Genomic DNA, 20592 nt, shown 5'->3' with positions numbered 1-20592 from the left:
GAACTTCCACAGTAGTGAAGGTGGACGACATCCGCCATGGCCGAGATGGAACTGTGGAAAACCCTGTGGAAAACAGTTGAGGGCAAGCCGGAAAATGCATTCCGACGTGCCCTCAACCGCTGTGTGCCCCAGGCGCTCGCGGAGACTCGTGCAGCTTCCCCTTCCGCACGCATCTCCGGGTTTTCCGGGGTCAATCATAGAACCTATTCTGCATTTGCCGCCCCGTCAATGTCGGTTCATGCACAGACGAGTCAACAGCGTGTGGATAACCTGTGGATATCTCGCCATGAGCTGTGGAGAAAAGGTGCCTTGAATAATTGAAGGAGTTGCTCCGCGGAGAGTGAAAGCGTAGGTCACTTCCGCACCTGGAGCCCATGGCGGGCAATTCGGCCTGTGGACAGCCCGGCAGGCAGTGCAGAATATCGATACTCAGGAAACTCACAACTAGAGACGAGCGAAATAATGTCCGTTGAATTTCCTATGATTGGTCTGTGGCAACTCAACAGCGATGGACCGAAGAGGACGTGCTGCGGGCGATTGCCCGCGGAGAGATCGAAGTGCGCCGCTCTACACGTCGGAAGAAGACCATCTCGGTCTCGAAGGAAGTGGATACATACGTTCTCAGCACGCCTGTGAGATACAGCGTGGAGCACAATATTCGGTCGTTGACCGATCTCTTCAATCGGCTTGCCGCCAGGGACCATTCTTCGGCGGCCGACCTCGTCTCTCTGGCGGATGAGATGAGCCAGCGCTATTTCGACGGACGTCTGCGTCCGCAGTCGATCAGGTGGGTGACGAATCAGAACATCAGTCGATGGGCATCGACGACGACGTCGTCAGGCGACATCAGGGTTTCCCACCGTCTGCAGACAGTGCCTCGTTGGGTGTTGGAGACAGTCATCGTCCATGAACTTGCGCATCTGCAGATAGGCCCGCATTCCAGGGCATTCCACGAGTTGGCGGACAGGCACCCCAGGCAGGCGGACGCGAAGCTCTACCTTGAGGGTTTCAGTGCGGGGGAGCAGTTCAGCCGGGGTGGCGGTCGCTGAGCTGCTGGGATGCCACCCCTGCCCGGTAGAGCTTCGGCAGTCGTACGACGAGATCGGGTATGAGTGAGGATGGCAGCGCGCTGAGCGGGAACCACTTCACTGCGAGGGACTCGTCGGAGACGACGGGGACCTGATCCACGGAAGCGACTGCGGCGAACACCACGTCGAAATGACGTTCACAGGCGCCGAACGAAGCCGAGAGATCATGCACATGGAGATCGATCGGGGCAGGTGAGAACCAGGTCAGCCGGCTCAGCCCGCTCTCCTCCATGGCCTCTCTGCGTGCCGCTGAGCGCAGACTGTCGTCCTCGGCCTCGAGGTGCCCACCGAACTGACCCCAGAGGCCAGCCTTGCGGTGGTGGTTGAGAAGCACGGACTCGGTGTCAGGGTCGAAGACGAGGCAGCTGGCAGTGACATGCTCAGCGCCGACCCCGCGGCGCAGTGCTCCGTCACCGACGGCAGAGAACAGGCGTTCGAAGTCGGCCGCGAAGTCAGTCGGCGTTGATGTGGCACCGATCTCGGCGCGAGCTGTGTCGAGATGAATCATTCAGTTCTCGCTGCGACCGCCGGTCTCATCGCCGTCGTCTGATCCACCGTCGGAATCTGAGTCGGCATCGGATGCGTCGGTATCTGAGCCGGCATCGTTCTGCGGCTCCGATTCTTCGCTGGACTCGGTGCCTTCAATGCCTTCGTCAAGAATTCGACTCAGTGCTTCGTCAAGGGTGGATTCGCTCGTCCATTCGGCGTGCCGGCGTTCGGAGTAGCCCAACGGGTCGTCGAGGTCCTGTGTAGTCGGCAACAGGTCGGGGTGGGAGAACACCTTGTCTCTGGCCCCGGTGCCTCCCTGGGTCTCGAGGTATCCGAACAGAGCCGCAGCGTCGCGCAGACGCCGTGGATTGAACTCCAAGCCGACCAAGGTTGAGAAAGTCTTCTCGGCAGGGCCTGCCGTGGCTCGGCGGCGGCGCAGGGCCTCACGGATCTGATCGCGTCCGGGAAGATGCGCACAGGCGGAATAGACGACCACGTCGACCCAGCCCGCGATGACTGCGAGGAGGTTCTCCAGATTCGTCAGTGCCTTCTTCTGATCCTCGGTGGTCGGAGGATTGAACAGGCCCTGACGGATATTGTCGCTGAGGTCGGAGATGTTGGACGGATCGACCTGCGAAGCCATGTCCTCAATCTGTGAAGTGTCGACCTTCAGACCCTGCGCATAGCGGGTCAGTGCAGTTTCGACCTGTGCGCTGAGCCAGGGAGCGCGTTCGAACAGTGCGAGGTGCGCGAGTTCCTGGGCGGCCAGGTAGATCCTGACTTCCGAGGCGTCGACGTCGATCTCGGAGGCGAACTTCTCCACGTTGGTCTCCACGAGCACTGCGCTGTCATGAGGCAGCAGGGGCAGTCCCACCTCGGTGCCGGTGAGAACGCTCTCCGACAACGCACCCACTGCCTGACCGATCTGCATGGCGAACATCGAATCGCTCATCGAGCCGAACATCGATGAGGCACCGGCGAGGATGCCCTTCATCTCTGCCGGAACCTGAGTTTCAAGGGTCTCTGTCAGGGCAGTGGACATGTTCTCTTTGATCGGGAGAACGAATTTCTGCCACCCCGGCATGGTCTCACTGACCCACTCCGCGCGGGTCAGAGTACGTGCCGTTCGATTGGCCACAGAGAATTCGGTCGCCTCGGCGAGCCACAGTTCAGCAAGTCGGAAGGCATCTGTGGTCGCTTTGACGGATTCCTGACCCACCGCAGGGTCAGGGGTCGGAACGGCCTTCTGCGCGATCGACGTCGCCTGCGCCTGGGGATCGGCTCCCTGTCCGAAGAGACCCTGCATCTGATTCATGATGGTCGACATCATCGCCGGGTCGATCTGGAAACCCTGCGCACCAGGATTGCCGTCCTTGTCATCGCCCTGACCGGAGCCGGGACCGTTCGCTCCGAACAGCATTCCGAAGATCTGCTCGAACGGATTCTGCTCGTTGTTGTTGTCATCGCTCATTTTTCTCAAAGCCCCCAAGGATCGGTTTGTCTTATACGTTAACGGTTCCGCATGTGGGAAGCTTCCCAATTCCGGGAGGTTTCGGATGATGTTCGCACCGGGCGAAAGGAGTCTGTGAAACTCACGGTCAGGTTTCAACTAGACTAGTTGGGCGGTGCAGCGAAAGGATCACATGACAGCTAATGCCCCTCGGGCCGTGCCGGTGCCCGCAGCACCGACGCGTGGCGACACTCGACGACGCGCTCCACGTCTGACCACGACTTCAGGGGTCATGACATACATCCTCATCGCTCTTGCGGTTTTGCTGCCGGTGCCATACATGCTGCAGCTGCCGGGGCCGGTGTTCAACACCCTCGGTGACTACCAGGACAACCCCATGATCGACGTCTCCGGTGCCAAAACCTACCCCACCAGTGGCCGCATCGATATGCTCACAGTGGCTGTGAGCGGCGGCCCGGGCCGGGATACCTATGCTTCGCAGGCGCTGGGCGCTCTGCTCCACGGCAAGGAGACGGTCATCCCCACGGAGGCCTACTACCCGCTTGATACGACGCGGGAAGACGTGGCCGCTTCCAATGCGGTGGAGATGTCATCCAGCCAGGACGTGGCCGTTGCCGCAGCAATGGGACAGCTCGACAAACCGTATAAGGTCCACCTCCTCGTCGGTGATGTGGTTCCCGATTCGCCGGCCGAGGCGGCACTGCGCAAGGGCGACCGGATCATTTCCGTGAACGGGAAGAAATTGGATTCCGATCCGGCAGCTGCACAGGTGATGAGTGAGACGGTTCAATCCTCCGACTCGGTCGACCTCGTTGTCGAACGCGGTGGGAAGAACGTCGATGTCGCGCTGAAACCAGAGACGATCGACGGGCGCAAAGCCATCGGTATCAGCATGAAACAGGACTTTGAGTTCCCAGTCGATGTGGCCTTCAACGTCGAAGGCATCGGCGGCCCCTCAGCGGGCACCATGTTCGCATTGGCGATCGTCGACGAACTCACGCCCGGTGCTATGACCGGTGGAAAGCATGTGGCAGGGACCGGCGAGATCGATCCTGCAGGAAATGTGGGCCCCATCGGTGGGGCTCGACAGAAGGTAGCGGCCTCGACTGCGAAGGGTGCGAAGCTCTTCCTCTCGCCCGCAGACAACTGCGCAGAGGTCATCGAGGCTGCCGATCAGTCCAAGATCACGGTGGCGCGCATCGACACGCTCGATGATGCGCAGAATGCCGTGGAGCAGTACGCAGCCGGAGACACTTCGGATCTCAAGAAGTGTTCAGCTGGCAGCGCCGACAACAACGAGAAAGGGCAGTAGTGAGCTCTCCGTCCTCACCCACCTCCGCACGAATGCCGACGAACCGGCCCAGACGTTCGCCCCTATTGCTCACTCTCGTGTCAGTGGCGATTCTGCTCGTTGCTTTCATCTCATTCACGCAGGTGTACACCGAAATCCTGTGGTTCAAACAGATCGATGCCTCGCAGGTGTTCCGCACCATGTGGTTCACCCGCGGACTGACATTCGCGGCCGGATTCGTGGTCATGGCGGTCCCAGTCTGGCTGAGCCTGCATCTGGCCTTCCGCAATCGTCCGGTGTACGCGCCGACCACTCCGCGTCAGGAGAACCTCGACCGGTACCGTGAAGCTATCGAACCGCTGCGCAGGGTCGCGACATTCGCCATCCCAGCAGTCGTCGGCGTGCTCAGCGGAATCACCGCTTCCTCGCACTGGAACACCGTTCTCCAGTGGATGAACTCGACCTCCTTCGGTTCGCAGGACGCCCAGTTCGGGATGGATAAGTCGTTCTTCGTCTTCGTTCTGCCCGGTCTGCGACTGATCGGAGATCAAGTGGGGATGGCCGTTCTGCTGGCGCTTATCGCCGCACTCGTCGGGCATTATCTCTTCGGCGGCATCCGTCCAGGGGAGCAGAAGGGTGTCATCCTCACGAAGACGGCCCAGTGGCAGCTGGGAATCACCGTCAGCGTTCTGGTCCTCGTTCAGGCGGGCCGTCTGTGGCTGGCCAGGTACGAACGGATGACGTCAACCGGCGGCATCGTTCCCGGTGTGACCTACACCGATGACAGGGCGGCGCTGCCGGCCATGGCCATCGTTGCAATAGCAGCGGTGTTGGTGGCGTTCCTGTTCGTCTATACGGCTTGGAAGGGGAACTGGCGGATCTCATTGATCGCGACCGCGACGCTCATCGTCCTCGGCGGCATCTCGATCATCGCCTATCCCGCGATGGTCCAGCAGTTCCAGGTCGGCCCTTCTCAGCAGAGCCTGGAATCCGAGTACATTCAGCACAACATCGATGCGACTCGTGATGGCTTCGACTTCGACGACATCGATGTGACTGCGTATGAGCCGAGCACCAGCGGTGAGAAGGGCGCTCTGCGGGCAGACGCTGAGACCGCTGCGTCGATCCGTCTTCTCGACCCGAACCTGGTCTCGGACACGTTCCGCCAGCTGCAGCAGGTCAGGCCCTACTACTCCTTCCCAGAGCAGCTCGACGTCGATCGCTACGAGATCGACGGCGATATGCGCGACACTGTGATCGCGGTTCGTGAGTTGGCCCCGGACTCGGTGAATAACCAGAGCTGGTACAACCGTGCGATCGTCTACACCCACGGGTTCGGTGTCGTTGCCGCCAATGGCAACCAGCGCAGCCCTGATGGTGAGCCGTTGTTCATGGAGTCCGATATTCCGCCTAAGGGGGAGTTCCCCGAATACGAGCCGCGCGTGTATTTCGGTGAGAACTCACCGGACTACTCGATCGTCGGCGGCGAGAAGGGCGCGACACCACGGGAGCTCGATTATCCCTCCGATGAGGAAAGCGGTTCGGGCCAGGTGAATAACACGTTCACCGGCGACGGCGGTCCGACCTTGGGCAACCTGTTCAACCGTCTGGCCTACGCGCTGAAGTATCAGGATGAGCAGATTCTGCTCTCCGATGCAGTCAACGATGAGTCGCAGATCCTGTACGAGCGTCACCCACGTGAGCGCGTGCAGAAGCTGGCACCGTTCCTCAAGATCGACGGCGACCCGTACCCCGCTGTCGTCGACGGCAAGATCAAGTGGATCCTTGACGGTTACACGACGGCAAAGGACTACCCGTATTCGACGCCTCAGCCGCTGCAGGAGGCGACCGAGGATTCAGTGACGGCAACTGCGCCCAACGCGGTGGCCACACTTCCGGATGAAGAGGTCAACTACATTCGGAACTCCGTCAAGATCACGGTCGATGCCTATGACGGCACGGTCGACATGTTCCAGTGGGACAAAGACGATCCCGTCCTCAAGACGTGGATGAAGATATTCCCTGACCTCATCAAACCGTCGTCAGAGATGTCGGGTGACCTGATGAGCCACGTGCGGTATCCGGAAGATCTGTTCAAGGTGCAGCGTGATCTGCTCACGAAGTACCACGTGACCACGGCCAGTGAGTTCTACACCGGCCAGGACTTCTGGACGCTGCCCACGGATCCGACGAAGGAGGCCAACAGCGGTCTGACGCAGCCTCCGTTCTACATGACTCTGCAGATGCCGGGCCAGAAGACTCCGTCGTTCTCGCTCACGAGCTCCTACATTCCAGCGCGCTCTTCTGAAGGGCAGGCACGGAATAACCTGACCGGCTTCCTGTCAGCGGATGCCGACGCCGGCAGTTCCAAGGGAGAAGTGGCAGATGGCTACGGCAAGCTCCGTCTTCTGCAGTTGCCGCGTAACACGACGGTGCCCGGTCCGGGTCAGGCACAGAACAACTTCAACACTGCCCCCGATGTGCAGCGCAGCCTGAACCTGCTGCGTCAGGGCGAGTCTGAAGTTCAGAACGGCAACCTGCTGACGCTGCCCGTCGGCGGCGGCCTGCTCTACGTGCAGCCCGTCTACGTCCGGTCCGCCGGCGACACGTCCTACCCACTGCTCCAACACGTGCTGGTGGCCTTCGGTGAGGACATCGGATTCGCTCCGACCCTGGATGAGGCTCTCGACCAGGTCTTCGGCGGCGACTCCGGTGCCAAGGCCGGAGACGCCGGCACTGAGGACAGCGGCTCCGGCGAGTCAGGTGGGTCGAGCAGCGGCGGTGACTCCGGTGCCAAGCCTGCTGACCAGAACCTCAACGAGGCGCTGCAGGAAGCCAAGAAGGCGATGGAGGACTCCGACGCAGCCCTGAAGGAGGGCGATTTCGAGAAGTACGGAAAGGCTCAAGATCGTCTCAAAAATGCGATTGAGGATGCGGTGGCAGCCGATCCGTCTCTGGCCGAGGATGGTTCAAAGGACGGAGCTTCGGCTCCGGCCAGTGCCCCGGCCGATCAGGGCGGAGGCAACTGACGTCTGCACCGGTCGACGCTGAATGAGTCGAGCCCTTGGAATCCGATCGGATTCCAAGGGCTCGACTTCTGTGCTGGTTCTCAGAGGACGGTCAGCGCAATGGGGGAGGAGACGTTCTTCCCGTTCAGTCAGTCGGTCAGATAGCTGTCGAGGTCATCGACGATCTGCCCCGCGCCGATGGGGCCCAATCCGAGGAACCATACGTCGTCATCGACTCGGAAGGCTCTGCCGTCCTCAACGGCCGACAGGCCCGTCCACTGGCTGCCGGAGAGTGCTGTGGTCTCACCGGTTGCCGCAGGGTCGCCATAACTGGTGTAGAAGACGTAGTCGCCACCGGCCTGATCGAGGTTCTCCGGAGAGATCTCCACCGCGAGTTCAGCAATGTCCTGGGCTTCGGGACGAGCGAACCCGGCGTCATCGAGGATGACGCCGATCAGGGACTTGTTGCCGTACAGCCGCAGTCTCTCGGGCATGAAGCGTACGAGCGATATCGTCGGTCTGCCTTCGACTGCCTCATCGAGATCGTCGGTGGCTCTCGTGTAGTCGTTGAGCGTGTCTGCTGCTTCATCTTCCATACCCAATGCTTCGCCGACGAGAGCGAAGTTCTCCTTCCAGGGGAACCCCGGACGAATCGAGAATACGGTGGGTGCGATGGAATCGAGTTCTTCGTAGAGGGTGTCGGCACGCAGCTGGCTACCGAGAATCAGGTCTGGCTCGAGTTCGGCAATCGCCTCTAGGTTGAGTTCGTTGATAGTTCCGACCGTGTCGACGCCCTTGACCTGATCGGCAAGATAGGACGGCACTGCGTGTGCCCCCTCGGTTGTGACCATGCCGACGGGCGTGATGCCCAAAGCGAGGACATCGTCGAGCTCACCGGTGTCGAGGACGACGACGCGTTTGGGCCGCTCTGCTATCTCGGTGGTGCCATTGGCATGTCTCACCGTGCGTGGGAATGCTCCGGGCTCGGCGTCGCTGCCAAGCTTCGCGGTTTCCTTGTCTGCCGTGGCGAAGGCTTTGCCACCGGTGGCGACGTCCTTCTTGCCGGTGCCCTCGTCCTTGTCGGTGTCGGCGCCGGAGGTGCAGGCGCTGGTGAGCAGGAGGACTGTCAGTGCGGTCGCGGCCACGGCGCGCGTGCTGCGGGAAGAAATGGTCACAAGGTAAGCATAACCTTGCCATTGCTGGAGCTCAGCCTTTTGAGATGCGTTGGGCGTCCATGTCGAAGTGAAGACGAAGAATCCCCAGCCAGAAGAACTGACTGGGGATTCTGCCACTTTGGTGGCGGGGGCAAGATTTGAACTTGCGACCTCCGGGTTATGAGCCCGGCGAGCTACCGAACTGCTCCACCCCGCGGCGTTTGTTTACTCGTTAAATACTACGTCCTCGCAAGTCAGAAGCATAATCGGGTGCATTTCGCGCAATTGCTCTCTGGTGCCCCGTGGAGTCGGACTCCCAGGAGAAGTGAGTCAGAAACAGAGGCGAGGCAGAAACAAAAAATGTGCCGCAACATCGAATCAACGATGCTGCGGCACATTCACAACGTGGCGGGGGCAAGATTTGAACTTGCGACCTCCGGGTTATGAGCCCGGCGAGCTACCGAACTGCTCCACCCCGCGTCGTGTTCTCTACTCTACACGAGCTGTTTCCTGCAGGCCAAACCGAAGCCAGGTGACGTCCGCCACATGTCCACCTGCCGTTCACCTGAGATACGCAGTCTGAAATCAATGACGACTCAGGCTTGCAGATGGTTGAAAACTAAACTATAGTCACACTTGTACTTCAAATTTCAACCAAAAGGAGAAATCATGACTGCTCTTCCACAGGGACTCACCGCAGGAACCTGGAACATCGACCCCGTACACTCCGAGTTCACGTTCACCGCTCGCCACGCCGGCGTCTCGAAGGTCCGCGGACACTTCGAAGACATCGCGGGCACCGTCAACGTCGGGGAGAACCTCGAAGACAGCACGGTCACCGCCGAGGCTGACGTCGAATCGATCAGCACCCGCAATCCTCAGCGCGACGGTCACCTCAAGAGTGCTGACTTCTTCGAGGCAGAGACCAACCCGAAACTGACTTTCAAGTCCACCGGGATCAATGCAGCGTCCAACGATGAGTTCGAACTCATCGGAGACCTCACCATGCGCGGCGTGACCAAGGAAGTCGCCTTCGCCACCGAATTCAGCGGAGTTGCCACTGATCCCAACGAGAACCAGGTTGCAGGCCTCTCGGCTGTCGCCAAGGTCGATCGCAAGGACTTCGGCATGGAGTTCAATGCTGTTCTCGGCGGCGGCGAGCTGCTCGTCTCCAACAAGATCAAGATCGAACTCGAACTCGAGCTCGTCAAGGCCTGAACCGCCTGATACTGCCACCGGTGCACTGACGCCGAGGCGGTCGCATCGAACAAAGAATGGGGGCGGATCGCAGCAATGCGATCCGCCCCCTGCTCTATCTGCGCTGGGCAGTTGTTTCAGTGCTCAAGCGGCGCCAGTGAGATCAGCTCTCCCTGCGCAACGCATCGGGATTCTGGTCCAACTCGGCGGCGAGGTCGTAGAACAGCTGTGCCCCGCGATCGACATCGGCTGCAGACTTGCAGAATGAGTAGCGGATGGATGACCGGTATGCCGTATGTGCAGGGGACCCAGTCCGGCACAGGGCAGGAACGGGAATCCCGACGATCGAGTACCGCCTGGCCAACAGGTCGTTGAGCTCGAAGGCGTCAAGATCGGTCAGGGCCGAGAAGTCGACGACGGTGAAGTACCCGGCTGCCGGCGTTGACGCGATGATTCCGGCAACGGCACGACATGCCGGCACCAAAACGTCTGCGCGCTGCTGCAGCGAGGCACGGTTCTCGGTGATGAAGTCGGAGTTGTCGGCCAGGCTGCGCGCCACACCTATCTGCAGGGGGCCGCTCGCGGTGAACGTGAGGAATTGTTTGACTGCTTGGATAGCGCGGAGGGCCTGGGGCTCAGCAATCACCCATCCGACCTTCCAGCCGGTTGCGTTCCATGACTTCCCCGCCGAAGAGACAGTGACAACCCGTGAACTGTCGTCCATGGCAACCGCCGGAGCCACGTGCGGCGCGTCGTCGAGGATGAGCTGCTCGTAAACCTCGTCGGTGAGAACCCAAGCATCCGCGGCGACTGCCGCATGGCCGATTCGAGCCAGGTCTTCGGCGCTGAACATGAACCCAGTGGGATTGTGCGGGGTGTTGACAATGATGATCGAAGGAGTGGATTCGGCATCACCGACAGCGTCGTCGAAGCGAACCCAGTCCGGTTCGAAGCCTCCCGTGTCGGTGGGCAGGATCGGCACAGTGACCAATGAGCCTCCCGCCGCGGCGACAGCCGCCGGGTAGCCGTCGTAGAACGGCTCGAAAGTGAGAACGGTGCCTCCACGGGGCAGGAGCGCGAGAATGGCTGCGGTGAGGCCTTCTGTGGCCCCACACGTATACAGCACGTCCTCCGCCGAGATCTCGTGACCGAAGTCCCGCCGCCGCTGTTGAGCCACAGCCTCGAGCAGAGCAGGAAAGCCCCGTCCCGGAGCGTACTGGTTGTATCCCTCGCGCATGGCATCAGCAGCGGCGTCGATGAGCTCGGCAGGAGGGGCAGTGCCCGGTGCGCCCTGCCCCAGATTCACGGCTCCGGTCCGCTCGGCCAATGCCGTCATCTGTCCGTAGATGGTTTCACCGATTGTTCCGTCGGCCCTGATCAGACCGGCTGCATCAGCCATAGAATGCCAGAGATCGGCACGCATCACATCGGGCATCGGTTCCTCTTCCTCTGAAATGATTGGGTTTCGGTGCGAACTCATACTTGAGTGCGGGGAGGACGGGCGGCAGGAGCAATTCGTCCCAGCGAATCAAGGGCACGTTCATGCAGGCGCGAATTGCTGGCCAGGGCATTGCCGCCGAAGGGTCCGCTGACCCCTGCCGTGTTTGTGAACGTCCCACCGGCTTCCCGAACGATCGGAACCAGCGCACCCATGTCGTAGAGCTCGAGTTCGGGTTCGCATGCGATGTCGACCGCACCTTCGGCCAGAAGCATGTATGAGTAGAAGTCGCCGTAGCCTCGAGTCCGCCACAGGCTCTCACACAGGAGAAGGAATTCGTCGAGGACCCCGAGGGCCTTCCAGCCGGACAGCGAAGCGTAGGACATCGAGGCATCCCCGAGGGACTCGACGTCGGAGACGTGGATGCGTTTGGCGGCCTCTCCCAGCGCCGAGGTGAATGCTCCTTGACCTGCCTGGGCCCACCAGCGGCGTCCGAGAGCGGGAGCGGAGACCACGCCGAGGATCGGCGTCTCGCCGTCGTAGAGCGAGATCAGGGTGGCCCAGATGGGAACTCCGCGGACGAAGTTCTTAGTGCCGTCGATCGGGTCGATGATCCACCGCCTCGGTGAACTTCCGTGGGAACCGAATTCCTCTCCGAGGACACTGTCGGCCGGTCGTTCGCGGTGGAGGCGTTCCATGATCGCGGACTCCACAGCCCTGTCGCATTCGGTGACGGGAGTCAGATCGGGTTTGGTCTCGACGGTGAAGTCCTGGGCCACGAAATGACGGTAGCTGATGGAGTCTGCGAGGTCGGCGAGTTCGGTTGCCAGGTCGAGGTCGTTCATTCCTCCACCTTATCCAGTCGAGGGCAGCAGCCTGCGCAGCGACTCCAACCGTGAGACTCCGCCGGGTCCCGCATTGCCGGCAGCGACCCAGGCGTCGAGCCGACAGCCCGGCGCATCGGCCTGATGGGTGCACCCGCGTGGGCACTCGGCGGTGGCTTGGACGAGTTCAGGGAAGGCTGAGATGAGCGTGCCCCGATCGACGTGGGCGAGTCCGAAGCTGCGGACGCCGGGTGTGTCGACGAGCCAGCCGCCACCGTCAAGACGAAGGCAGATCGCCGACGACGAGGTGTGCCGACCGCGCCCGGTGACGTCATTGACATGGCCCGTGGCTCTCTCAGCGCGGGGGACCAGCGCATTCATCAGAGTCGACTTTCCCACACCCGAATGTCCGACCAAGACGCTGATCTGGCCCTGCAGACGATCGAACACAGTCGCATCGGTCAGTGTTCCGTCGGGTCTGAGCCCGGATGACACGATCTCGACTCCGGTCTGCGAGAACCGCTCAATGATGTCATCGGCCGGTCTCAGGTCGGTCTTGGTCACGATGAGCAGGGGAGCGATGCCGGCGTCGAAAGCCGCTGTCAGTGCCCGATCGATGAGCCCGTATGAGGGCTCCGGATCCTCGGTGGCGGTGACGATGCCCATGACATCGACATTGGCAACGATCACTCGTTCCGTCGGATCCGTGTCGTCGGCGCTGCGACGCAGCAGGGACCGCCGCTCTGTGATCTCGACCAGTCGCGCCAATGATCCCTTGCTGCCCGAGGTATCGCCGACGAGTTTGACGATGTCGCCGGGCACCACTGCGTCCTTGCGCAGGTGGGAGGCTCGTACAGCCGTGACGTTTGAGGTGGTGGCACCTGCCCCACCGGAATCACGAACGTCGCCGGTATGATCGGCGACGACTACTCGATATCGCCCGCGGTCAACGGCAGTGACGAGTCCCTCGATCGCCTCGTCGTGGTTCGGCCTGTTCTTCGTCCGTGGCCTAGATCCGCGCCTGCTCGGGCGAGGGCGGTAGTCCTCGTCGCGGTAGATCCGTGCCATCTCAGGCGCGCCGACTCAGCATGTCTTCCCACAGCTGGGTGAATTCGGGCAGTGTCTTCGCCACAGTGTCGGCGTTCTCGATGACCAGTCCATCGACGTGCAGACCGAGAATGGCTCCGGCCATGACCATCCGGTGATCGTTGTACGTGTGCCACGTTCCGCGGCGCGGGGCCGAACCGGTGATCGTCAGAGACGTCGGCTGTTCGTCCACGTCGACGCCGATGGCACCGAGCTCGCGGCGCAGGGCAGAGAGCCGATCGGTCTCATGCCCTCGGAGATGACCGATCCCCGTCAGCTTGGACGTGCCGTCGGCCAGTGCCGCCAGGGCAGCTACGACGGGCGTGAGTTCACCGATAGCAGAGAGATCGAGGTCGACTGCTCGCAGGACTTCGGGCCCCTGGACCCGCAGACCGTTGCGGTCCAGGGTCACAGTACCGCCGAAGGCTTCGGCAATGGCTCGGAATCCGTCTCCGGCCTGTGTCGTATGAGCTGGCCAGTCGAGAACGGTGACGTCGCCGTTGGTGGCCAGAGCAGCGGCGACGAAGGCCGCTGCGTTCGACAGATCCGGTTCGACGTGGACGTCGAGCCCGCGCGGCAGGCCAGGCTCGACGATCCATCGTTCGGGTTCGGGCTCTGTGACGTCGACCCCCGCATCGGCGAGGACTTCGATGGTCATATCGACGTGGGCCCGGCTGGGCACAGAATCGCCGCGATTGACGAGCTCGATTCCCAGGGGCAGCGCAGGGGCGGTCAGGAGCATCCCCGACACGAATTGGCTGGAGGCGCTGGCGTCGATCTCAAGGTGCCCACCACGAAGGTGGGATTGTGCGTGGATCGTCATCGGCAGCAGATTGTTCTCTGCAGTGATGGAAGCGCCGAGGCGGGTCAGAGCCTCGATGATGACTGACATCGGCCTGACCCTGGCCTGCTCGTCACCATCGAGGACGATCTCACGTCCGGTGGCGGCGGCGAGCGGAGGAACGAAGCGCATCACGGTTCCGGCCAGACCGCAGTCGATGGTGATCGGAGGACCTTCGCGGTGTGCGGAGAAGTCAATGGGGGTGATGTGCAGACTGCCGTCGACTTCATCGATGTCGGCCCCGAGCGCTCTCAGCGCCTCGACCATGAGCACCGTGTCACGGCTGCGCAGCCATCCGCGCACGATCGACTCGGAATCGGCCAGAGCCGCGAGGATGAGATAGCGGTTGGTCAGGGACTTCGAACCGGGAACGCTGACATTCGCGGTGACGCCGCCACCGGCGGCTGGGGCCAGCCAGTCGCCGGTGGCGGGTGCAGTGAGATCGGGTGTGTCAGTCAACGCCAAGCGCACTCATTGCCTGTTTCGAGGTGTCTTCGACCGAGGACCAGAGATCTTCGGCGGCATGCTGTGTGCGCCACCAGAGTCCTGGCTTGCCCGCTGTGTCGACACTGGCCAGCAGTGCGCCGCCGAGCATCGAGGTGCGGATCAGGGTGCGCTCTGTGCGCGCCCGTTTGTCTTCCTTCGACGTCGTCTTATCCGCAGCGATACGCTCACCGACGGTGTCGAGGAGGTAAGTGCCGACGAGGATCGTGGCGCTGACGCGGGGGAATCTGCCGATAGCCAGCAACGATCCCGCAGCGACCTGAGCCGCTCCTGTGGCGCGTGCCAAGGTAGGTGCGTCGATGGGCACGTCGATCTGTTTGCGTGCCAAATTCAGCAGCGGACCGATCGATGCGGCTGCCGCTTCTGGTCGGCGCAGACGGTCGACCCCGTTGCTGATGTAGCCGGCGGCCAGCATGGGCCGTGCGAGGAATCTGATTGGAGACACTATGGTCCTTCCTACGTGTCGGGCATCTCACTGGCAAGCATAACGGCTGTCCGGGAATAGTGGGGGCTCGCCCCGGTGTTGAATGAGGGAACACGCACTGGTGAGGCGATCCTGCCGGTGCCGAGTCGAAAGGCAGAAGGAGAAGTCTGTGAACGCCACTGCCGTCCTAGAGAGAACGGGCGTACCATTGACTACGATGACCGAATCAGTCAAAGAAGTCCCCGAGACCAAGGCCGAGCGTTCGGCCCGTTTCGAGCGTGACGCTCTGGAATATCTCAATCAGCTCTACGCAGCTGCGTTGCGGATGACCCGAAACCCTGCCGATGCCGAGGATCTCGTCCAAGAGGCCTACGCGAAGGCCTATGCGGCGTTCCACCAATACAAGCCGGGAACCAACCTCAAGGCATGGCTGTACCGGATTCTGACGAACACGTTCATCAACAACTACCGGAAGAAGCAGCGCCAGCCACTCGAACACGGCAGTGAGGACATCGAGGACTGGCAGATCGCCCAGGCCGCGAGCCATTCCTCCTCCGGTGGCCGATCGGCGGAGCTCGAAGCACTCGACCATCTGCCCGACTCCGACGTCAAAGACGCGTTGTCGGAGCTTCCGGAGGATTTCCGCATGGTCGTCTACTACGCAGACGTCGAAGGTCTGCCGTACAAGGAGATCGCTGAGATCATGGATACGCCGATCGGCACCGTGATGTCGCGCTTGCACCGGGGGCGCCGTCAGCTGCGTGACAGGTTGGCCGATTACGCAGCAGATCGCGGCTTCTCCAAACCTGCGGGAGGTGCGAAATGAGCGATGAATGCTGTGAGAGTGTGCGTGCAGAGTCTCTGACGCGCATCTACCATTATCTTGACGGAGAGCTGACGACGACGGAGATCCGTGAGATCTCTGTCCACCTCGAACAATGTCCGTCATGTCACGACGAGTATGAGATCGAGGCACTGCTCAAGGAGCTGGTGCGCAGGTCCTGCAGCCGGGAAGAGGCACCGATGGGGTTGCGTGAGAAGATTCGTCAGCGCATCGCCACTGAACAGTCCGTCTGGCCCGGAGCCGGAGCGTAGTCGCCTGTTACAGGCAAATGAAGAGGGCGGGGAGAATATCCATTCTCCCCGCCCTCTTCACGTATCCTCGTCGATTCGAACGAATCAGCCGAGGGGACGCTTGCCATGGTTCGCCTTGTTACGGCGGCGGTCGTGACGCTTACGGCTACGCTTGCTCATGATTTCACTCCTTCGCTAGATTCTTCATTCTTTCATGACCACTGTGCCCGGGCAAAGTGTCACTCGGGTCCCAGAGACCAGACTCGTACGGCTGTGTGAAGGTCAGGAATCGCCCATGGCATCTTGGACACCGAGCCACGGGAACCACCCCCGGTGCAGAACCAGCCAGGCCAACAGACCGTAGCCTTCCTGTCCGGGAAGATGCTCGCGCGAGGATGCGATCTCGCGCTGCCACACAGGATGGCCGAGCAGTGGCGTGAATGTATCGACATAGGCGATGCCGCGTCGTTTTGCGACATCGGAGAAGCTCGTATTGAGCTCAGCGATTCCGCGATTGCGTTCGGAGCTGTACTCAGGGGGAGGCCCGATGACGAACGCCGAAACCTTTCGTGCCAGTGCCTCGTCGAGAACATTGGCCACATCGAGACGGGCGCGGGCGACGGAACGACCCGAATCGAGATCGCCCGAACCCAAAGCCAGGACCAACCGATTGTCACCGTCCGAGGTGAACCTCAGGGACGCCTCGGCGATGGTGCGAGCATGCAGACCTGAAGAGTCCTCGTGCGGCACCGCCAAAGGGAAGACCTTGAGATCGGGCAGGCTGGGCAACGTCCTGGCAGTGACGCGTCCAACCCACCCGAGGCCACGACCATCGCCGTGACCGGCGACCAGGGGGCCACCGATCACAGCAACGGTCGTCGGAGTCACGGTGCTCACCGGCGGAAGATCCGGTCGATGACTTCCTGCTGCTGGACTTCGTGGACATGCTTGAGTCCGGTGGCAGTCGCAGCGGAGGCGGGACGTGAGATCACGGTGATCTCACGGTCACCCAGCAGCTGTGGCATGTTCAGCGCCATGAACGGCCAGGCTCCCTGGTTTTCAGGCTCTTCCTGTGCCCAGACCAGCTCGGCGCTGTCGGGGTACCGGTCGAGCAGAGCCGTGATGGAGTCCTCGTCGAGCGGGTAGAGCTGTTCGACGCGCACGAGTGCAGTCTTCGTGTCTTCACGCTTCTCCCGCTGAGCCAGCAGCTCCCAGTAGAGCTTGCCGGAGACCATCACGACGCGGTCGACCTTCTCTGGATCGACGACGGCATCGTCGATGACGGCCTCGAACGTTCCCGAGGTGAAGTCCTCGGGAGAGTTGGCCGCGGCCTTGAGCCGCAGCATCGACTTCGGTGTGAAGACGATGAGCGGACGCTTGTTCGTCGTCATCGCGTGGCGACGCAGCAGGTGGAAGTACGACGCACCGCTCGATGGCAGAGCCACCGTCATGTTCGACTCAGCACACAGCTGCAGGTAGCGCTCGATGCGAGCAGAGGAGTGGTCCGGTCCCTGTCCCTCGTATCCGTGGGGCAGGAGCATGACGACGCCGGAGTTCTGCTGCCACTTCTGCTCCGAGGACGAGATGAACTCGTCGATGACGGATTGGGCACCCTGCGCGAAGTCACCGAACTGTGCTTCCCAGGCGACCAGGGCATCCTTGCGCTCGACCGAATACCCGTATTCGAAGCCGACTGCCGCGTACTCGCTCAACAGCGAGTCGTAGACCCAGAACCGGGCCTGTTCGTCGCTGAGATTCTGCAGCGGCGTCCACTCGTTGCCGTTGACGGCGTCGATGAGCACCGAATGGCGCTGCACGAATGTGCCGCGACGCGAGTCCTGGCCGGCGAGGCGGACAGGAATTCCGTCCATGAGCAGCGAGCCGAAGGCCAGCAGCTCGGCGAAGCCCCAGTCGATGCCGCCGGACAGCGACATCTCTTTGCGCTTCTCAAGAAGGGCACGCAGCTTCTTGTGGATGGTGAAGTTCTCCGGAACAGCGGCGAAGGTCTCGCCGATGTGGTGCAGAGTCTCCGTGCTGATCGCGGTCTCAGCATTGTTGAATGCTTCGATGTCGCTGGGCACATGCGGTGCATTGAAGGCATCACCGTCATAGGGGCCGGTCTCGGCTTCCTTGGTCTCGGCGAACGCCGATTCCAGCTTCGACTGGTAGTCCTTGAGCGCTTCGCTGGCTTCCTCATCGGTGATGCACTTTCTGCCGACAAGCGATTCGGTGTAGAGCTTGCGCACCGAACCCTTCTTCTCGATGAGGGAGTACATCAGCGGCTGCGTCATTGATGGATCGTCGCCCTCGTTGTGTCCGCGGCGGCGGTAGCAGACGAGGTCGATGATGACGTCGCGGTTGAATTCCTGACGGTATTCGAACGCGAGTCGTGCTGCTCTGACGACGGCTTCGGGGTCATCCCCGTTGACGTGGAAGATCGGTGCGTTGATCGACTTCGCAACGTCGGTGCAGTAGAAGGACGAGCGGGCCGAGGCCGGAGGGGTGGTGAAGCCGACTTGGTTGTTGATGATGATGTGGATCGTGCCACCGGTCCGGTAGCCGCGCAGCTCCGAGAGGTTGAGGGTCTCGGTCACGACACCCTGACCTGCGAACGCCGCGTCGCCGTGAACGAGGACGGGAAGCACGGTGAAACCGGCTTCTCCCTGGTCGATGAAGTCCTGCTTGGCGCGCACGATGCCTTCGAGGATCGGATCGACGGTCTCGAGGTGGCTGGGATTGGCCGCGACGTAGACATCGGTCGAATTGCCCGCAGGTGACGTGAAGGAACCCTCGGTGCCCAAGTGGTACTTGACGTCGCCGGAGCCCTGAACGCTGTCGGGAGACATCGTTCCGTCGAACTCACGGAACATCTGCGCATATGACTTGCCGGCGATGTTCGTGAGCACGTTGAGACGTCCACGGTGGGCCATACCGATGGCGACCTGTTCCATACCGGTGTCTGCCGACTGGTTGAGGACTTCGTCGAGGAGGACGATGGCTGATTCGCCGCCCTCGAGGCTGAAGCGCTTCTGTCCGATGTACTTCGTCTGCAGGAAGGTCTCGAAGGCTTCGGCCGCGTTGAGGCGACCGAGGATGTGTCCCTGCTCTGAACGAGTCAGCTCCTGATGCGGAACTTCGATCTTGGCCTGGAACCAACGGCGCTGCAGCGGATCGGCGATGTGCATGTATTCGAAGCCGATGGTCCGGCAGTAGCTCTCGCGCAGGAGGCCGAGGATGTTGCGGAAGGGCATCATCGGCTTGGCCCCGAAGCCGCCGGTGGGGAACTCACGTTCGAGATCCCACAGGGTCAGACCGTGCTGGTTGATGTCGAGGTCCGGGTGCGAACGCTGACGGTACACGAGCGGATCGATGTTCGCCATGAGGTGTCCGCGGGTGCGGTAGGCGTCGATGAGTTCGATGACGCGCGCGGTCTTGTTGACATCGTCCTGGTCTTCGGCCGAGACGTCAGGCACCCAGCGCACAGGCTCATAGGGCAGGCGCAGCGACTCGAAGACATCGTCGTAGAAGCCGTCCTCGCCGAGGAGGTAGCTGTGGACGAGCTTGAGGAACTCTCCGGACCCTGCACCCTGGATCACGCGGTGATCGTAGGTGGAGGTCAGTGTCAGGACCTTGGACACGGCCAGCTTGTTGATCGTGTGCTGGCTGGCACCCTGGAACTCTGCCGGGTAGTCGAGTGCACCGACGCCGATGATGCATCCCTGCCCCTTGGTCAGACGAGGCACGGAGTGTACGGTTCCGATTCCGCCGGGGTTGGTCAGTGAGACTGATGTGCCCGCGAAGTCGTCAGCTGTGAGCTTTCCCTGCCGAGCCTTGTCGACGAGACCGTCGTAGGCATCGACGAACTGGCGGAAGGTCAGAGTCTCAGCCTTCTTGACGTTCGGCACCAGAAGAGTGCGCGAACCGTCCTTCTTCGGCACATCGATCGCCAGTCCGAAGTTCACGTGTGCGGGAGAGACCATGACGGGCTTGCCGTCGCGGACATCGTAGGACACGTTCTGCGAGGGGAAGTTCTGCAGAGCTCGGATGACGGCGAAGCCGATGAGGTGGGTGAAGGAGACCTTTCCACCACGGGTCCGCTTGAGGTGCGAGTTGATGACGATTCGGTTGTCGATGAGTGCCTTTGCCGGCAGCGCCCGCACGGACGTGGCCGTGGGAACTTCGATCGAATCGTCCATGTTCTTGGCGATCAGCTTGGCCGGACCGCGCAACGGGGTCACGGTCTCTTCGGGAGTCGGCTTCGGCTCGGTGTCCTTCACGACGACCTTGGGCACGGACTTGGTCTCGGCCTTCAGAGTCTCGCTCTGTGCCGAAGACGGGGAGATCCCGCGGGGACTGTCATCCGCAACAGAGTCTGCGCCCGAGGTGTCTTTGGCGGACTTGTCGGCAGGCTTCGCAGGAGCCTTCGATGCTGATTTCACGTTGGACTTCGCGGCCGGCTTGGTGCCGGTCTTCGCGGCGGGTTCGGCGTCTGCAGTCTTCGCTGCTGCTCCATCCCCGTTCTTTTCGTACTTGTCGAAGAACGGCCACCATGACTGGTCGACGGAGTTCTTATCGGACTTGTACTGTTCATACAATTCCTCGACCAACCACTCATTCGACCCGAAGTCGTCGACGGTGCGGTTCGGAGTATTGACGGACACGGCGTTGATCGCCTACTTCCTGATTCAAGAATTGCTGCTTAA

The 20592-nt window shown here is 61.6% G+C and carries 18 protein-coding genes and 2 tRNA genes; 7 read left to right on the top strand and 13 right to left on the bottom strand.

All coding sequences use genetic code 11. The annotated features are described in order from the left end of the window. Window positions 1-36: 36 nt before the first annotated feature. Together HU144_RS13980 and HU144_RS13975 are read left to right on the top strand one after the other, a co-directional pair. On the top strand, window positions 37-321 hold the full coding sequence (locus HU144_RS13980) for a hypothetical protein (RefSeq protein ID WP_235351821.1): 285 nt from the start codon (window positions 37-39) through the stop codon (window positions 319-321). 170 nt (window positions 322-491) lie between these two features. Next, the gene (locus HU144_RS13975) at window positions 492-1049 is read left to right on the top strand and encodes a M48 metallopeptidase family protein (protein WP_235351820.1); all 558 of its coding nucleotides are present in this window, start codon (window positions 492-494) and stop codon (window positions 1047-1049) included. On the opposite strand, the gene HU144_RS13970 is transcribed toward HU144_RS13975, so the two are convergent. Next, window positions 1027-1596 carry an NUDIX hydrolase gene (locus tag HU144_RS13970; RefSeq protein WP_235351818.1) on the bottom strand — a complete coding sequence of 190 codons (570 nt, stop codon included), beginning with the start codon at window positions 1594-1596 and terminating at the stop codon, window positions 1027-1029. The genes HU144_RS13975 and HU144_RS13970 overlap by 23 nt on opposite strands. After that, a complete protein-coding gene (locus HU144_RS13965) occupies window positions 1597-3048 on the bottom strand; it encodes a zinc-dependent metalloprotease (RefSeq protein ID WP_235351816.1) in 1452 nt (483 codons plus the stop codon). Window positions 3049-3220: 172 nt separating this feature from the next. On the opposite strand from HU144_RS13965, the gene HU144_RS13960 reads away from it, so the two are divergent. Beyond that, window positions 3221-4360 carry a YlbL family protein gene (locus tag HU144_RS13960; protein WP_235351815.1) on the top strand — a complete coding sequence of 380 codons (1140 nt, stop codon included), beginning with the start codon at window positions 3221-3223 and terminating at the stop codon, window positions 4358-4360. A gap of 32 nt (window positions 4361-4392) precedes the next feature. After that, on the top strand, window positions 4393-7368 hold the full coding sequence (locus HU144_RS13955) for a UPF0182 family membrane protein (protein ID WP_235352709.1): 2976 nt from the start codon (window positions 4393-4395) through the stop codon (window positions 7366-7368). Between the two features lie 128 nt (window positions 7369-7496). On the opposite strand, the gene HU144_RS13950 is transcribed toward HU144_RS13955, so the two are convergent. The 3 genes from HU144_RS13950 to HU144_RS13940 form a co-directional block, all read right to left on the bottom strand. Continuing rightward, entirely contained in the window at window positions 7497-8522 is a 1026-nt protein-coding gene (locus HU144_RS13950; RefSeq protein ID WP_235351814.1) for an ABC transporter substrate-binding protein, read from the bottom strand. A 119-nt stretch (window positions 8523-8641) separates the two neighbouring features. After that, window positions 8642-8718, bottom strand: a tRNA-Met gene (locus HU144_RS13945). A 189-nt stretch (window positions 8719-8907) separates the two neighbouring features. Beyond that, window positions 8908-8981 (bottom strand) — tRNA-Met (locus HU144_RS13940). 189 nt (window positions 8982-9170) lie between these two features. Here HU144_RS13940 and HU144_RS13935 point away from each other — a divergent pair. Further along, a complete protein-coding gene (locus HU144_RS13935) occupies window positions 9171-9719 on the top strand; it encodes a YceI family protein (RefSeq protein ID WP_235351813.1) in 549 nt (182 codons plus the stop codon). A 142-nt stretch (window positions 9720-9861) separates the two neighbouring features. Here the strand turns inward: HU144_RS13935 and HU144_RS13930 are convergent, their stop codons facing one another. From HU144_RS13930 to HU144_RS13910, 5 genes are read right to left on the bottom strand one after another with little or no spacing between them, the layout of a single operon-like run. Next, window positions 9862-11133, bottom strand: coding sequence for an aminotransferase class I/II-fold pyridoxal phosphate-dependent enzyme (locus HU144_RS13930; RefSeq protein ID WP_235351811.1), 1272 nt, complete (start codon window positions 11131-11133; stop codon window positions 9862-9864). Between the two features lie 41 nt (window positions 11134-11174). Then, on the bottom strand, window positions 11175-11981 hold the full coding sequence (gene hisN / locus HU144_RS13925; protein WP_235351810.1) for a histidinol-phosphatase: 807 nt from the start codon (window positions 11979-11981) through the stop codon (window positions 11175-11177). A gap of 9 nt (window positions 11982-11990) precedes the next feature. After that, window positions 11991-13028: a ribosome small subunit-dependent GTPase A gene (gene rsgA, locus HU144_RS13920; protein ID WP_235351809.1), complete on the bottom strand. Its 1038-nt coding sequence runs from the start codon at window positions 13026-13028 to the stop codon at window positions 11991-11993. Window position 13029: 1 nt separating this feature from the next. Further along, window positions 13030-14346 (bottom strand): 3-phosphoshikimate 1-carboxyvinyltransferase, encoded by a 1317-nt coding sequence (aroA, locus tag HU144_RS13915; RefSeq protein ID WP_235351808.1) that lies wholly within the window; start codon window positions 14344-14346, stop codon window positions 13030-13032. After that, on the bottom strand, window positions 14339-14836 hold the full coding sequence (locus HU144_RS13910) for a DoxX family protein (RefSeq protein ID WP_198395496.1): 498 nt from the start codon (window positions 14834-14836) through the stop codon (window positions 14339-14341). Before HU144_RS13910 ends, aroA begins: the two co-directional genes overlap by 8 nt. An 82-nt stretch (window positions 14837-14918) precedes the next feature. On the opposite strand from HU144_RS13910, the gene HU144_RS13905 reads away from it, so the two are divergent. Further along, on the top strand, window positions 14919-15641 hold the full coding sequence (locus HU144_RS13905) for a sigma-70 family RNA polymerase sigma factor (protein ID WP_408610718.1): 723 nt from the start codon (window positions 14919-14921) through the stop codon (window positions 15639-15641). Continuing rightward, window positions 15638-15910, top strand: a complete 273-nt coding sequence (gene rsrA / locus HU144_RS13900) for a mycothiol system anti-sigma-R factor (protein WP_235351807.1) — start codon at window positions 15638-15640, stop codon at window positions 15908-15910. The genes HU144_RS13905 and rsrA overlap by 4 nt, the downstream gene beginning before the upstream one ends. Before the next feature lie 84 nt (window positions 15911-15994). Here rsrA and HU144_RS19560 read toward each other — a convergent pair whose 3' ends face one another. From HU144_RS19560 to HU144_RS13890, 3 genes are all read right to left on the bottom strand, one after another. After that, window positions 15995-16069 (bottom strand): 50S ribosomal protein bL37, encoded by a 75-nt coding sequence (locus tag HU144_RS19560; RefSeq protein ID WP_371860662.1) that lies wholly within the window; start codon window positions 16067-16069, stop codon window positions 15995-15997. Window positions 16070-16171: 102 nt separating this feature from the next. Further along, complete coding sequence (locus HU144_RS13895) at window positions 16172-16786, bottom strand: GDSL-type esterase/lipase family protein (RefSeq protein ID WP_235351806.1); 615 nt, start codon at window positions 16784-16786, stop codon at window positions 16172-16174. Next, the gene (locus tag HU144_RS13890; RefSeq protein WP_235351805.1) at window positions 16783-20550 is read right to left on the bottom strand and encodes a multifunctional oxoglutarate decarboxylase/oxoglutarate dehydrogenase thiamine pyrophosphate-binding subunit/dihydrolipoyllysine-residue succinyltransferase subunit; all 3768 of its coding nucleotides are present in this window, start codon (window positions 20548-20550) and stop codon (window positions 16783-16785) included. Before HU144_RS13890 ends, HU144_RS13895 begins: the two co-directional genes overlap by 4 nt. Between the last annotated feature and the right edge of the window lie 42 nt (window positions 20551-20592).

This window comes from Brevibacterium sp. UCMA 11752 (assembly GCF_021532235.1).
Lineage (GTDB): Bacteria > Actinomycetota > Actinomycetes > Actinomycetales > Brevibacteriaceae > Brevibacterium > Brevibacterium antiquum.
Note: the sequence above shows the minus strand (reverse complement) of the source record. Positions and strands in the feature narration are given on the sequence as shown.

Excerpts from the sequence above, each read along its gene's own strand:
- HU144_RS13965 (WP_235351816.1), bottom strand. The coding sequence starts at position 3,048 with ATGAGCGATGACAACAACAACGAGCAGAATCCGTTCGAGCAGATCTTC.
- HU144_RS13930 (WP_235351811.1), bottom strand. The coding sequence starts at position 11,133 with ATGCCCGATGTGATGCGTGCCGATCTCTGGCATTCTATGGCTGATGCA.
- rsgA (WP_235351809.1), bottom strand. The coding sequence starts at position 13,028 with ATGGCACGGATCTACCGCGACGAGGACTACCGCCCTCGCCCGAGCAGG.
- HU144_RS13960 (WP_235351815.1), top strand. The coding sequence starts at position 3,221 with ATGACAGCTAATGCCCCTCGGGCCGTGCCGGTGCCCGCAGCACCGACG.
- rsrA (WP_235351807.1), top strand. The coding sequence starts at position 15,638 with ATGAGCGATGAATGCTGTGAGAGTGTGCGTGCAGAGTCTCTGACGCGC.
- HU144_RS13980 (WP_235351821.1), top strand. The coding sequence starts at position 37 with ATGGCCGAGATGGAACTGTGGAAAACCCTGTGGAAAACAGTTGAGGGC.
- HU144_RS13935 (WP_235351813.1), top strand. The coding sequence starts at position 9,171 with ATGACTGCTCTTCCACAGGGACTCACCGCAGGAACCTGGAACATCGAC.
- HU144_RS13955 (WP_235352709.1), top strand. The coding sequence starts at position 4,393 with ATGCCGACGAACCGGCCCAGACGTTCGCCCCTATTGCTCACTCTCGTG.
- HU144_RS13905 (WP_408610718.1), top strand. The coding sequence starts at position 14,919 with ATGAGGGAACACGCACTGGTGAGGCGATCCTGCCGGTGCCGAGTCGAA.
- HU144_RS13970 (WP_235351818.1), bottom strand. The coding sequence starts at position 1,596 with ATGATTCATCTCGACACAGCTCGCGCCGAGATCGGTGCCACATCAACG.
- hisN (WP_235351810.1), bottom strand. The coding sequence starts at position 11,981 with ATGAACGACCTCGACCTGGCAACCGAACTCGCCGACCTCGCAGACTCC.